The organism is Pelomonas sp. Root405, assembly GCF_001425165.1.
Lineage (GTDB): Bacteria > Pseudomonadota > Gammaproteobacteria > Burkholderiales > Burkholderiaceae_C > Pelomonas.
In genome coordinates this window covers 1,043,509-1,056,834 of the sequence record NZ_LMDU01000001.1, presented here as the reverse complement: position 1 = coordinate 1,056,834, position 13,326 = coordinate 1,043,509, and the positions used below count along the sequence as shown (strand labels likewise).

15 protein-coding genes are annotated in these 13,326 nt (G+C 68.2%); 11 read left to right on the top strand and 4 right to left on the bottom strand.

All coding sequences use genetic code 11. The annotated features are described in order from the left end of the window. Window position 1 precedes the first annotated feature (1 nt). Both flgM and flgA read right to left on the bottom strand, forming a co-directional pair. Window positions 2-337: a flagellar biosynthesis anti-sigma factor FlgM gene (gene flgM, locus ASC81_RS04705; RefSeq protein WP_082536323.1), complete on the bottom strand. Its 336-nt coding sequence runs from the start codon at window positions 335-337 to the stop codon at window positions 2-4. 138 nt (window positions 338-475) lie between these two features. Beyond that, on the bottom strand, window positions 476-1,171 hold the full coding sequence (flgA, locus tag ASC81_RS04700) for a flagellar basal body P-ring formation chaperone FlgA (RefSeq protein ID WP_162245854.1): 696 nt from the start codon (window positions 1,169-1,171) through the stop codon (window positions 476-478). Between the two features lie 144 nt (window positions 1,172-1,315). Between flgA and flgB the strand changes: the two genes are divergently transcribed. The 8 genes from flgB to ASC81_RS04660 all read left to right on the top strand — a co-directional run bounded on the left by flgB (window position 1,316) and on the right by ASC81_RS04660 (window position 7,341). Further along, a complete protein-coding gene (flgB, locus tag ASC81_RS04695) occupies window positions 1,316-1,729 on the top strand; it encodes a flagellar basal body rod protein FlgB (RefSeq protein ID WP_056263287.1) in 414 nt (137 codons plus the stop codon). 13 nt (window positions 1,730-1,742) lie between these two features. Next, the gene (gene flgC, locus ASC81_RS04690; protein ID WP_056263284.1) at window positions 1,743-2,159 is read left to right on the top strand and encodes a flagellar basal body rod protein FlgC; all 417 of its coding nucleotides are present in this window, start codon (window positions 1,743-1,745) and stop codon (window positions 2,157-2,159) included. Further along, window positions 2,159-2,800, top strand: coding sequence for a flagellar hook assembly protein FlgD (locus ASC81_RS04685; RefSeq protein ID WP_056263282.1), 642 nt, complete (start codon window positions 2,159-2,161; stop codon window positions 2,798-2,800). Before flgC ends, ASC81_RS04685 begins: the two co-directional genes overlap by 1 nt. Window positions 2,801-2,830: 30 nt before the next feature. After that, window positions 2,831-4,177: a flagellar hook protein FlgE gene (gene flgE / locus ASC81_RS04680; RefSeq protein ID WP_056263280.1), complete on the top strand. Its 1,347-nt coding sequence runs from the start codon at window positions 2,831-2,833 to the stop codon at window positions 4,175-4,177. A 25-nt stretch (window positions 4,178-4,202) separates the two neighbouring features. After that, window positions 4,203-4,928: a flagellar basal-body rod protein FlgF gene (flgF, locus tag ASC81_RS04675; RefSeq protein ID WP_056263277.1), complete on the top strand. Its 726-nt coding sequence runs from the start codon at window positions 4,203-4,205 to the stop codon at window positions 4,926-4,928. Window positions 4,929-4,942: 14 nt separating this feature from the next. Next, window positions 4,943-5,725, top strand: coding sequence for a flagellar basal-body rod protein FlgG (flgG, locus tag ASC81_RS04670; RefSeq protein WP_056263275.1), 783 nt, complete (start codon window positions 4,943-4,945; stop codon window positions 5,723-5,725). Window positions 5,726-5,846: 121 nt separating this feature from the next. Beyond that, window positions 5,847-6,515 (top strand): flagellar basal body L-ring protein FlgH, encoded by a 669-nt coding sequence (locus ASC81_RS04665; protein WP_056263273.1) that lies wholly within the window; start codon window positions 5,847-5,849, stop codon window positions 6,513-6,515. Window positions 6,516-6,642: 127 nt separating this feature from the next. Next, window positions 6,643-7,341 (top strand): transporter substrate-binding domain-containing protein, encoded by a 699-nt coding sequence (locus ASC81_RS04660; RefSeq protein ID WP_056263270.1) that lies wholly within the window; start codon window positions 6,643-6,645, stop codon window positions 7,339-7,341. On the opposite strand, the gene ASC81_RS04655 is transcribed toward ASC81_RS04660, so the two are convergent. Together ASC81_RS04655 and ASC81_RS04650 are read right to left on the bottom strand one after the other, a co-directional pair. Beyond that, a complete protein-coding gene (locus tag ASC81_RS04655) occupies window positions 7,331-8,599 on the bottom strand; it encodes an amidohydrolase (RefSeq protein WP_056263269.1) in 1,269 nt (422 codons plus the stop codon). The two genes, ASC81_RS04660 and ASC81_RS04655, sit on opposite strands and share 11 nt — an antisense overlap. 128 nt (window positions 8,600-8,727) lie before the next feature. Next, complete coding sequence (locus tag ASC81_RS04650) at window positions 8,728-9,126, bottom strand: hypothetical protein (protein WP_056263267.1); 399 nt, start codon at window positions 9,124-9,126, stop codon at window positions 8,728-8,730. Window positions 9,127-9,352: 226 nt separating this feature from the next. Here ASC81_RS04650 and ASC81_RS04645 point away from each other — a divergent pair, with 226 nt between their 5' ends. From ASC81_RS04645 to flgK, 3 genes are read left to right on the top strand one after another with little or no spacing between them, the layout of a single operon-like run. Further along, window positions 9,353-10,450 (top strand): flagellar basal body P-ring protein FlgI, encoded by a 1,098-nt coding sequence (locus tag ASC81_RS04645; protein ID WP_200946715.1) that lies wholly within the window; start codon window positions 9,353-9,355, stop codon window positions 10,448-10,450. Further along, complete coding sequence (flgJ, locus tag ASC81_RS04640) at window positions 10,450-11,322, top strand: flagellar assembly peptidoglycan hydrolase FlgJ (protein ID WP_056263262.1); 873 nt, start codon at window positions 10,450-10,452, stop codon at window positions 11,320-11,322. The genes ASC81_RS04645 and flgJ overlap by 1 nt, the downstream gene beginning before the upstream one ends. Window positions 11,323-11,332: 10 nt before the next feature. Beyond that, the gene (flgK, locus tag ASC81_RS04635; protein WP_056263260.1) at window positions 11,333-13,315 is read left to right on the top strand and encodes a flagellar hook-associated protein FlgK; all 1,983 of its coding nucleotides are present in this window, start codon (window positions 11,333-11,335) and stop codon (window positions 13,313-13,315) included. The last annotated feature ends 11 nt before the right edge of the window (window positions 13,316-13,326 follow it).

Sequence of the window (13,326 nt, the reverse complement as noted above, 5' to 3'; positions counted from 1 at the left end):
ATTAGTGCTTGTTGGCGCGCGCGCTGAGCAATTCTTGCGCATTCGCGACCAGCTTGTCCGCGATGGCGTTCGCGTTGATCGTGAACTTGCCCTCACTGATGGCCTTGGAGATGCGGTCGACCTTGGCGGCGTCGAAGCTGCCGTCGTCGCCGGCGCCGCTGGCGGCCAGCTTGGCGGTGCTGGAAATGGCCACCTGGGCGCTGGGCGCCGGGGCGGCGGCGGTCGGGGTCTGCCGGACGATGTCGTTCGACCCGGCGGCCTCGGGCTTGCGCGCGGCGGGGCGCTGCTCGGCCTTCGTGGGGCTGGCGCTGCCGTCAGGGCTGTTACCGATTTTCATGAGCTTCTCCAGGGTGCGGGGCAGACCCCGCATGGGGCATTGCAGGGGAGTTTCCCCTTGTATCGGCCCCTGGCCTAGGAACTTGAGCGGGAACTGGCGGGTTTTTCCGGCCAGTTGCCGAGATTCGTGGTGCTTTGCTCACAACAGCAGCTCCACCCGGCGCTCGCCGACAGCCCGTCCGCTGGCGACGCGGCCGCTCTCGAAGCGCACCTTGACGTCCTGCCCTTCGATGCCGGCGCTCATGGCCCTGGCTTCCGAGGCGACGGCAAACCCTTCGCCGGCGACGCGAACCTGCACCGTCTCGCCAGCGGCAAACCACTGGCGGGACTTCAGCGCCGGCGCACGCACGGCGTCGGCGGCGCCCAGCGGCCGGGCCAGCGTGCGCCCGATCAGCACGTCCGGGTCGGTAAAGACGGCGCCGGGTTCGGCGGCAATGTCGATATCGGCCAGCGCCAGATGTTCTTGAGACAAATTCACGCCAGCCGGCAGCGGGCTGGCGGCCACCACGGCGCGGCCGAGCACGGCCACACGCACGGGCAGCGTCACATTCCAGCGCGCCACGCCGTCGGTGCAGCGCAGGCCGATGCGGCTTTTGCCCCAGACGGCCATGCCCGGCGGCAGATAGGGCTGGACCTGGCGGCAGGGCGCCAGGCGCAGGCGGGCGTCCAGCGCGCCGATCTCGACAGCGACGCGGGTATTGGGCGGTGCAGCCACGCGGGCGGCCGTTTCGGCCAGCACGCGCACGCGTTCCAGCACGGCTGGATCGAGCACGGTCTGCGCCCACCCAGGCAGGGCAGCGAGCAGGCAGACAAGGAGCAGGGTGGCGCGAAGCATGGCCGCCACTCTAGAGATGGGGCCGGCTTTGCTAGATCGGAAATGAGCGGCTTTGCACCCGCTAATCCCGCTCATGTTTTCCGGCCCGCTCCAGACAATTTGCGCAAGAGCCATCCCGGCCACCAACCTCGAAAGAGGCCCCAGATGCTGAACCGACTGACCGACACGCTGAACTTCCAGACCCAGGCCCTGACGCTGCGGGCGGAGCGCCAGCGCCTGCTCGCCAGCAACATCGCCAATGCCGACACACCGGGCTACCAGGCCCGCGACATCGACTTTGCCCGCGCGCTGCGCGAGGCCACCGGTCAGGTCGGCACGCCTGGCGCGCTGCAGACGACGCAGCGCGGCCACATGGCCCCGCTGGCCGGCGCCCGCGGCGAGAGCGGCAAGCAGTACGCGCTGCAGTCCCAGACCAGCCTGGACAGCAACGGCGTCGACATGGACCGTGAACGCGCCAGCTTTGCCGACAACTCGGTGAAGTACGAGGCCACGCTGCGCTTCATCAGCGGTTCGGTGCGCACGACGCTCGACGCGATGAAGTCGCACAACCAGGGCTGAGGAGAACTAGACCATGTCGATGTTCCAGATCTTCAACGTCGCCGGCAGCGCGGTCAGCGCGCAGAGCCAGCGCCTCAACGTGGTGGCCAGCAACCTGGCCAACGCCGACACCGTGGCCGGGCCGGACGGTCAGGCCTACAAGGCACGCCAGGTCGTCTTCCAGACGGCGCTGATGGGCGCGGGCAACGACAGCGGCAACGCCGGCGTTCGCGTGACCAACATCAGCGAGGACCAGACGCCCGGACGCCGCATCCACGATCCCAAGCATCCGCAGGCGGACGTCGACGGATACGTGACCTATTCCAACGTGAACACGGTGGAAGAGATGGTCAACATGATCTCGGCCTCGCGCTCCTACCAAAACAACATCGAGGTGATGAGCACGGCCAAGAGCCTGCTGCTCAAGACCTTGCAACTTGGGCAAAGCTGATGGACATCACCGCACTCAACGGCAGCACGACGGGCGCGCCCACCGTCTCCGCCAAGAACGCCGCCGAGACCCAGGACCGCTTCCTGAAGCTGCTCGTCGCGCAGATGAACAACCAGGACCCGCTCAACCCGATGGACAACGCCCAGGTGACGAGCCAGATGGCGCAGATCCAGCAGGTCACGAGCCTGTCGACGCTGGACACCAGCATCAAGAGCCTGGGCGGCCAGCTCGGCCAGATGCAGGCGCTGCAGTCCATCTCCCTCGTCGGCCGAGAGGTCAGCGTGCCCAGCGACAAGATCCAGGTCGACGCCGGCATCGCCGAGGGCAGCTATGAACTCGCCGGTGCGGCGCAGAACGTGAAGCTGGAGATCCTCGGCCCGGCTGGCAATGTCATCGACACCAAGCAGCTCGGCGCGCAAGGCTCGGGCCGCCAGACCTTCGCCTGGAACGCCGGCTCGGCTGCCGCCGAGGGCGCCGAGGTCAAGTACCGCATCACCGCCACCAACGGCACCGCCGCCGTCGCGGCAACGACCTATGCCTACGACAAGGTCGACGCCGTCTACAGCGAGGGCGGCAACCTCAAGCTGAACCTCGCGCGCCTCGGCCCCGTGGACTACACGGCCGTCTCGGCAGTCAACTAACTTTTCCCCGCACGACAGCAAGGACTCCCCATGAGCTTCCAGCAAGGCCTTTCCGGTCTCAATGCCGCCTCCAAGAACCTGGACGTCATCGGCAACAACATCGCCAACTCCGGCACCTACGGCGCCAAGGGCTCGCGGGCCGAGTTCTCCGACGTCTATGCGGCCGCGCTCAACGGTGCAGGACAGAACCAGATCGGCATCGGCACCAGCCTGCAGTCCGTCGCCCAGCAGTTCACGCAGGGCAACATCACGGTGACGGAGAACCCGATGGACCTCGCCATCAACGGCGGCGGCTTCTTCCAGGTCAGCGACGGTGTCAACCCGACGCGCTACAGCCGCAACGGCCAGTTCAAGGTCAGCAAAGACGGCTTCATCGTCAACAACGACCAGCTCAAGCTGATGGGCTACCCGGCCAACGGCGCTGGCGTCATCCAGCCGGGCACCGCCCAGCCGCTGCAGCTGCCCACCGGTGGCATCCCGCCGGCGACGACCGCCAATGTGACGATGGAGTTCAACCTCGACTCGCGCCTGAAGAGCACCGCCCCCGGCGGCGGCACCGGCGTGGGCATGGACCTGAAAGACAGCGCCACCTACAACAACGCCACGTCGATGACCGTCTACGACGCCAAGGGCCAGGACGTCGCGGTGACCTTCTACTTCCAGCGCGCGGCCGACCCCAGTGGCGCCGTGCCGCCCAACGACGTCTGGAACGTCTATGCGACGGCCAATGGCACGCCGTTCGATACCGACGCCGCAGGCGGCGCCATCGCGCTGGACGCCTTCGGCAACCCGACGGCGCCTTTCACCACCATCACCTTCCCGCCCACCGGCGGCGCGCCTTCCGGCATCACCGGCAGCGCCACGACGCCACCCGGCGACATCACGATGACGGTGCCCGCCGGCGTCAGCTCACGCGGCAACCCGACCCTGTCCATTCCCGGCATCCAGCTCAACCTGGCCGGCGCCACCGAGAACGGCAGCAGCTTCGCGGTGACCAACCTGACCCAGGACGGCTACGCGCCCGGCCAGCTGACCGGCATCCAGGTGGCGAACGACGGCATCGTCCAGGCCCGCTATTCCAACGGCCAGAGCAAGCCGGCCGGCCAGATCGAGCTTGCCAATTTCCGCAACCCGCAAGGACTGCAGACCATGGGCGGCAACGTCTGGATCCGCACCGTCGCTTCGGGCGACGCCGTCGTCGGCGTGCCGGGTGACGGCAACATGGGCGCGATGCAATCCGGCGCGCTGGAGGAAAGCAACGTCGACCTGACCGCCGAGCTTGTCAACATGGTGACGGCCCAGCGTGCCTACCAGGCCAATGCGCAGACGATCAAGACGCAGGACCAGGTCCTGCAGACGATCGTGAACCTGCGCTGATCACGACAACGGCTGAGGACGCGCGATGGACCGCATGATCTACCTCTCGATGGCCGGCGCCAAAGCCGCCATGCAGCGGCAGGACGTGCTCTCGCACAACCTCGCCAACGTCACCACGAATGGTTTTCGGGCGGAGCTGCAGGCTTTCCGCGCCGTGCCGGTGCAGGGCGACGGCGCGTCCACGCGCGCCTTCGCGCTGGAAACCACCATTGGCTACAACGACGCGCAAGGGCCGCTGACGCCCACGGGTCGCAGCCTCGACGTCGCCATGCAGGGCAATGCCTGGCTGGCCGTGCAGGCCAACGACGGCACCGAGGCCTACACCCGCGCCGGCTCGCTGGACGTCAATGCCGAAGGCCTGCTGGTCATGCGCAACGGCATGCCGGTGCTGGGCGACGGCGGTCCCATCAATGTGCCGCCCAACAGCTCGGTCGAGATCGGCAGCGACGGCACCATCAGCGCCAAGCAGCCCAACCAGCGCCCCACCACGGTGGGCCGGCTCAAGCTGGTCACGCCAGAGGTGCCGATGACCCGCGGCGACGACGGCCTGTTCCGTGCCCAGGAGGGCGACCTGCCCGCCAACCCGGCCGCGCGGGTGCAGGACGGTGCGCTGGAAGGCTCCAACGTCAGCCCGGTCGAGACCATGGTCGCCATGATCGCCGCCGGTCGCCAATTCGAGCAGCAGATGAAGCTGCTGCAGATCGCCCAGACCCAGGGACAGCAATCCGCCAAGCTGCTCGGCAGCCAGTAAAGAGGTACTTAACCATGATGCGCTCGCTCTGGATTGCCAAGACCGGCATGGAAGCCCAGCAGGTTCAGCTGGACAACATCTCCCACAACCTCGCCAACGTCGCCACCAACGGCTACAAGCGTTCGCACGCGGTGTTCGAGGACCTGATCTACCAGAACATGCGCCAGAGCGGCGCCAACACGACCGAGCAGACCACGCTGCCGACTGGGCTGCAGGTCGGCCTGGGCGTCCGACCCGTCGCCACCGCGCGCATCTACACCCAGGGCAACCTGCAGCAGACCAGCAACAACCTCGACCTGGCCATCAAGGGCGACGGCTTCTTCCAGGTGCAGATGCCCGACGGCACGACCTCGTACACGCGGGACGGCAGCTTCCAGCTCAACGCCGACGGCCAGATGGTCACCAGCAATGGCTACACCGTGCTGCCCGGCATCACGATCCCGAACAACGCCCAGAGCCTGACCATCGGCAACGACGGCACCGTCAGCGTCACGCTGCCGGGCCAGACCGCGCCGCAGACCGTGGGCCAGGTGCAGCTCGCCACCTTCGTGAACCCGGCCGGCCTGGACCCCAAGGGACAGAACCTGTTCGCCGAGACCGCCTCCAGCGGCACGCCCAACACCGGCTCGCCCAACAACAACGGCATCGGCGCCTTGCAGCAGGGCTTTGTCGAGACGTCCAACGTCAACGTCGTCGAGGAGCTGGTGCAGATGATCCAGACCCAGCGCGCCTACGAGCTCAATTCCAAAGCGGTGCAGACGTCGGACCAGATGCTGCAAAAACTGGCCCAGATTTGACCCCCCCGTTGCGCTCGCGCGCTCCCCCCAGGGGGCGCAGCCGATGGCCCGGCAAAGCCGGTTCCATGGCTGCCGCTCGAGAAGCGGCCGGCTGCGCGGCCTGATCCACGGAGAACCCGTCATGAAGTACCTTGCCGCCATCCTTTTTCCAGCCCTGCTCGCCGGCTGCGCCACGCCCTACCCCGAGCCCCAGGTCCAGCTGGCGCACACGCCTGTCGTCAACCTGCCCCAGGTGCAGCCCGTCGCCGCCAGCAACGGCGCCATCTACCAGGGCGCCAGCTACCGCCCGCTGTTCGAGGACCACCGCGCCCGCCTGGTCGGCGACACGCTGACCATCCAGATCACCGAACGCGTGTCGGCCTCGCAGACCAGCAGCAGCGAGCTGAGCAAGAGCGGCGGCCTGTCCGCCGGCATCAGCGCCGTGCCCGGCATCTCGCCCAAGGCCTTCGCCCGCGCCACCGCCGAGGCCACCTCGGCCAACGACAACAAGGGCAAGGGCAGCAATCAGAACACCAACGAGTTCACCGGCGCCATCACGGCCGTCGTCACCGGCGTGCTGCCCAACGGCCACCTGATGATCAGCGGCGAGAAGCAGATCGGCGTGAACCGCAACGTCGACGTGCTGCGCTTTTCCGGCCAGGTCGACCCGCGCTCCATCGGCCAGGGCAATGCGGTCTCGTCCACGTCGGTCGCCAATGTCCGCATCGAGCAACGCGGCCGCGGCGCCGCCGCTGACGCCCACGCCGTGGGCTGGCTGTCGCGCTTCTTCCTGAATATTGCGCCGAGCTGAGCGAGTTATCGCGCCGCTGCCGGAAGAGACCTCCTAATATCAGAGCGGGGAGTCGAGAGCGCCCATAGGCGCCGAGTAGCGGGGGGCAGCCATGGCGGGTTGTCGGCGTCGTCAGGCCGCTGCGGCGATGCTTGCGCTCCTGGCCGCCCCGCGCGGTGTGGCCGCGCCGACGCCGCTGCGCTTCGCCACCGATGCGAACGACCACAGCGGCCTGTCACCTGCCGCCCGCGCGCTTCTCAAGCAGGCACTGGCGTCGCTGGGCCACGAGGTGCATTTCGAGCCTCTGCCGCTGCGCCGCTCGCTGGTCATGACCGAGCAAGGTCTGCTGGACGGTGAGGTGATGCGCATCCGCGCGGTAGCCGAGGAACACCCCTCCCTGTTGCTCGTGCCCGTGCCGCTGGCCACGATGGAGGTCATCGGCTATGTGCGGCGAGGCGAGGCGGCGCCGATCGGGCTCGCCGAGGCCGTGGCCTGGCGTGTCGGCTTCCCGCGCGGCGTCGTCGCGCTCGAAAAGCTGCTGGCCGGCGCGCCACGCCGCGTCGAGGCCACAACCCGGCTGGACCTGCTGCGGCTGCTGCGCATGGGCGCCATCGACCTGGCCCTGTTCGCATCGACGACAGGCGAGCCCGACATCGACGCGCACCACCTCCAGGGCCTCACCCGTCTGCCGGCCGCCCTGCACGCCATGCCGCTTTACGCGCTGCTCAATGGCCGCCACCGCGCGCTGCTGCCGCAGCTGACGCGGGTCTTGCAACAGATGGAGGCCAGCGGTGAGTCCGCCAGGCTGCGCAGCTCGCCCTGGGCGGCCAGCGCCGTCAAGCCTTGACGGCCGAGAGATAGTCGACAGCCAAGTTGGCCAGAGCCCGCACGCCCACTTCCAGCCCGCGCTCGTCGACGACGAAGCGCGGCGAATGGTTGGAATAAGCCTTGGTCGGCTCGATGTCCGGCGGCGTCACCCCGACGAAGAAGAACAGGCCCGGGATGAGGCGCTGGAAAAACGAGAAGTCCTCCGCGCCCGTCGCCTTGGGCACCACCTCGATGCCCATGGGTCGCGGGCCGGTGCTCGCGACGCGCGTCAGTGTGGGCACCATCTGCTCGGTCAGCACCGGGTCATTGCGCGTGACGGGATAGTTCTTCGTGATGCAAACCTTGCAGGTCGCGCGCGACGCCGCCGAGATGCCTTCCGCCAGCGTCGTGATGCGCTCGTGGATGGCGTCGCGCATGCCTTCGTCGAAGCTGCGGATGGTGCCGCGCATCTCCACCGAGTCCGGGATGATGTTCTCGCGCACACCGCCCTTGATGGCGCCGATGGTGACGACGGCCGGCTCGCGGTTCAGGTCCAGCGTGCGGCTGACGATGGTCTGCAGGCCCAGCACGATCTGCGCCGACGTGACGATGGGGTCGATGCCCAGCCAGGGCGCCGCGCCATGCGTCTGCTTGCCCAGCACGGTGATCTTGAGCTTGTCGGAACTCGCCATCGTCGGCCCCGGCCGGTAGCCGATGACACCGGAGTGCTGGCGCGAGGTGACGTGCAGGCCGAAGATGGCACTGGGCGTCGGGTTCTCCAGCACACCTTCCTTGATCATCAGCGCCGCGCCGCCCTCCTCGCCCTCGGGCGGCATTTCCTCGGCGGGCTGGAAGATGAACTTGATGGTGCCGGGGATGTCGGCGCGCAGGCTGGCCAGGATGCTGGCCACGCCCATCAGGATGGCGACATGGCAGTCATGCCCGCAGGCATGCATGACGCCCACCTCCTCGCCGTTCCAGACCGCACGCGCCTTTGAGGCAAAGGGCAGCTCCACCTCTTCCGTGACCGGCAGGCCGTCCATGTCGGCCCGCAGCGCCACCACGCCGCCCGGCCTGCCGCCTCGCAGCAGGCCGACGACGCCGGTGTGGGCCACGCCGGTCTTCACATCGTCAAAGCCGAGCGAGCGCAGATGCTCGGCAATGAGGGACGCGGTGCGGAACTCGCGGTTGCCCAGTTCGGGATGCTGGTGCAGGTCGCGCCGCCAGGCGATGACCTGGGATTCCAGCGCCGCCGTCAGCGCGGCGATTCGGTCGCTCAGTGAGGGCTGGGGGCTCATGGCCGTCGATGGTAGACCTCGGCGGCCAGCCTGTGCATGGGTCGTCTCGGCGACCCAACAGACGCCTTACGCGGCGTTGCATATCGGGCCCCGGCAGGGGCTGCCCGACGGGGTGCGAACGCGGCGTCTCAGCGCATGCGGCTGATCCACTCGTTACGCGATTCGTCGTAGCGATACATCATCAAGAAGCGCAGCGTCTCCATGTTGACCTGCTCACGTGTCAGCATGCTCATATTGCGCGGCGCCTTCAGGGGCACCCAGCTGCCGACGGTGTCGTCATAGACATTCATGCGCAGGAACTGGTCGCGCATCTCAAGGACTTCGGCGCGCGACATGACGCCCTTCGGCGGCTCCATGCCGGACTTCAGTACCCACATGCCGGTCAGTTCGTCCCATCGCATCAGCGCCAGGAAGCTGTCGCGGTCCATCTTGACCTGTTCGCGGGTCAGGCCCTGGGACTGGGCAGGCAGGGACAGGGCGGTCAGCGTGGTGGCCAGCACGAGGGTCAGCAGTGAAAGACGTTTCATTTCAAATCTCCAAAGAGTTGGGTAGTGACAGGGTTGCTGTGCTGACTGGGGCCCTCAGCGCTTCACAGGTGGCCAGTGGTCGTGCAGCGGCGCCCACCCTTACAGCGTGAAAAATGCCCTGCCCTCCCGGCACCGGCTGGCCAGGGTTCTGAAAAGCGGGGCTGTCTGCGGCCTTTTCCATGGCTCGGCGGGCTCAAGCATCCGCAGAATCTGCCGAGTGAAGTACCTGCAAGCCCTCCTCCTCGCCCTGGCCGTCGTGCTGGCCCCGGTTTCCCCGGTGCAAGCCGCGCGCATCAAGGAAGTCGCGTCCATCGCCGGCGTGCGCTCCAACCCGTTGACGGGCTATGGCCTCATCGTCGGTCTGGACGGCACTGGCGACCAGACGACGCAGGCGCCCTTTACCGGCCAGAGCCTGACCGCCATGCTGCAGCAGTTCGGCGTGCTGCTGCCCCAGGGCGTGACCATGCAGCCGCGCAACATCGCCGCCGTCATGGTGACGGCCTCGCTGCCGGCGTTTGCGCAGCCCGGCCAGCAGCTCGACATCAATGTCTCGTCCATCGGTAACGCCAAGAGCCTGCGCGGCGGCACGCTGATCGCCACGCCGCTGCGCGGCGCCGACGGCCAGGTCTACGCCATCGCCCAGGGCAACCTGGTGGTGGGCGGCGCTGGCGCCTCGGCCGGCGGGTCCAAGGTGCAGATCAACCACCTCAGCGCGGGCCGCATCCCGGCAGGCGCCCTCGTCGAGCGCTCGGTGCCGACGCCGCTGGCCCAGGGCGACAGCATCCAGTTCGACCTCAACAGCAGCGACTTCGCCACCGCCCGCGCGGTTGCCCAGGCCATCAACAAGGCGAAGGGCGCCGGCATCGCCCAGGCGCTGGACGGCCGCGTCGTGCGCGTGAAGGCGCCCGCCACGCCGGACGACCGCGTCGCCTTCCTGGCCGACGTCGAGAACCTGGCCATCGACCTGGCACCCGCCGCGGCCCGCATCGTCATCAATGCCCGCACCGGCTCCATCGTCATGAACCAGGCCGTCACGCTGTCCGCCTGCGCCGTGGCCCATGGCAGCCTGTCGGTGACCATCAGCTCCACGCCCATCATCAGCCAGCCCAATGCCTTGTCCGGTGGGCAGACGACGGTGGCCGAGAAGGCCGACATCTCCATCCGCCAGGAGCCCGGCAGCCTGATCCAGCTGGCCGCCGGCGCGCGCCTGGCCGATGTCGTCAAGGCGCTGAACTCGCTCGGCGCCACGCCCCAGGATCTGCTCGCGATCCTGCAGGCCATGAAGAGCGCGGGCGCCCTGAATGCCGAGCTTGAGGTGATCTGATGTCCTCGTCCTTCCAGTCCATTGCCGGCCAGGGCCTTGGCAGCCTCGACGCGCTCAAGGCCGCCGCCTCGCGCGATCCCAAGGCCCAGATCCGCGAGACCGCCAAGCAGTTCGAATCGCTGTTCATGCAGGAAGTCATGAAGAGCATGCGCGCCTCGACGCTGGCCAGCGGCATGCTCGACAACAACGCGACGCAGCTCGGCAGCGAGATGCTGGACACGCAGTTCGCCGGCAAGATGAGCGGCCTGCCGGGCGGCCTGTCGGAGGCCATCCAGAAGCAGCTGGCCCGCCAGATGGGCATCCAGGACCTGTCGCCCGAGAAGGTTCGGCAAGCCAGCCGGACGACGCTGGCCCAGGCCCTGCCGGCGCTGGCCACCAAGGGCATTCCCAACCACGTGCAGAGCTTCATCCAGCAGCACGACGCCGCGGCCAAGTCGGCGTCGGCTTCCACCGGCATCCCGGCCAGCTTCATGGTGGCCCAGGCGGCGCACGAGAGCGGCTGGGGCAAGCGCGAGATCACGGGCGCCGACGGCACCAAGAGCCACAACATCTTCGGCATCAAGGCGACGCCAGGCTGGAAGGGCAAAACCGTCGACGTGCGCACCACCGAGGTCATCAACGGCCAGGCGGTCAAGGTCACGGCCAAGTTCCGCGCCTACGGCAGCTACGACGAGGCCTTCAAGGACTACGCCAAGCTGCTGGGCAGCAACGACCGCTATGCCAAGGTCGTCGCCCAAGCCCAGAACGGCAACGCCGCCGGCTTCGCGCGCGGCCTGCAGCAGGCCGGCTACGCGACCGACCCGGCTTATGCCGAAAAGATTGCGAGAACCATCCAAACCACCCAACGCGTGCAAAGCACGTTGATGGCATAAGGACGACACGATGGCCGGCTTGCTCACCCTCGGCGCCCGCGCGATGTTCGCCAATCAGGCGGCATTGCAGACCATCGGCCAGAACATCGCCAACGCCAACTCGCCAGGCTATTCGCGCCAGTCCGTCGTGCTGACGCCGTCGGCCGGCCAGTTCACCGGCGCGGGCTTTTTCGGCAAAGGCGTGGACGTCAAGACCGTCGTGCGCTCGCACAACGAGTTCCTCACCAAGGAAGCCGCCAGCTCCAAGGCCACCGCTTCGGCCGACGCGACGCGCGCCGAGCAGCTCTCACGCATGGAGAAGGTCTTCCAGCCCGGCACCGACGGCCTGGGCTATGCGGCCAGCCAGTTCCTCAACGCCATGGTCGACGTGACCAGCCGGCCCAACGACCCCGCCGCCCGCCAGGTGGCGCTGGGCCGCGCCAACGAGATGGCCGTGCGCTTTGCCAACGCCGGCGCCCAGCTCGCCGACATCCAGGCCGGCGTTGTCAGCGACCTCAAGGCCACCGTCGGCATCGTCAACCAACTGGCCCAGCAGATCGCCGGCATCAACGACCAGATCTCCAAGACGCGCGGCGCCGGCCACACGCCGAACGACCTGCTCGACCGGCGCGACCTGCTCATCTCCCAGCTGGGCGAGCATGTGGCCGTGACGACGCTGGCGGCCGACGACGGCACCGTCGGCGTATTCATCGGCGGCGGCCAGCGCCTGGTGCTGGGCAGCCAGGCCTCATCGCTGCAGATCTCCGGCGATGCCTACGACCCGCAGCGCGCCGTGCTGGCCCTGAACGAAGGCGGCCTGAGCCGGCCGCTGGACGAGAGCGTGCTGACCGGCGGCTCGATGACCGCCCTGCTCGCCTTCCAGAACAAGGACCTGCAGGACGCCAAGAACCTGCTCGGCCAGCTCGCCGCCGCCATCGGCACGCGCGTCAACGAGCAGAACGGCCTCGGCCTGGACCTGTCCAACCCGCCGGGCAAGGGCGGCAACATCTTCAATGTCGCGACGCCGAAGGTCATGCCGGCAGCCAGCAACCTGCGCAACCCCGGCGGCGGCTTCGTCAATGGCGTGCAGGCCACCATCGTCAACGCCAGCCAGTTGCAGGCCAGCAGCTACAAGCTGACTTCCAGCGCGCCCGGCGCCTACGAGCTGACACGCCTGTCCGACGGCCTGGTGCGCACCGTCGCCGATGGCGACACCATCGACGGCTTCCAGATCGCCTTCACGCCGGGGCCGCCTAACCCGGGCGAGAGCTTCCTGATCGAGCCCGTCGGCGCCGCGGCCATCGAGATGCGCCGCGTGCTCGACAACCCGTCCGGCATCGCCGCTGCGGCGCCGCTGACGGCGTCGGCCGCGGTCAACAACACCGGCACGGTCAGCGTCGAGAGCATCTATGCCGTCAACGGCAGCTTCGACGCGACCAAGGCGCCGTTGACCCTCGACTTCGGCGGCCCCGACCCGGCCAACCCGGCCAATGTGCTGTACACGCTCACGCTGGCCGACGGCACCGTGCTCAATGGCAGCTGGAGCCCGGGCCAGGCCATCGGCAACGAACCGGCGGCCGGCATCGACCTCGGCTTCGAGTTGCGCACCAACGGCGTGCCGCGCCTGGGCGACCGGATCTCGCTGGACCCGACGGTCTACGTCAGCACCAACAACGGCAATGCCAAGGCCTTCCTCAACATCCAGACCGAGGGCTTCGTCGGCCGCCAGCTGCTGGCCGGCGGCGGCATCACGGCCGGCTCGACGATCAACGATGCCTACGCAGCGGCGATGAGCGACATCGGCGCCCGCGTGCAGAGCGCCAACTACCTGTCCGGCGTGTCGGTCAGTGTCGCCAGCGACGCCGAGACCATTCGCGCTGGCCAGGCCGGTGTCAACCTCGACGAGGAAGCCGCGCGGCTGATGCAGTTCCAGCAGGGCTATCAGGCCGCCGCCAAGGTGCTGCAGACAGCGCAGACGCTGTTTGATGAACTGATGCGCATTGCCGCCCGATGAACGCCCGAGGT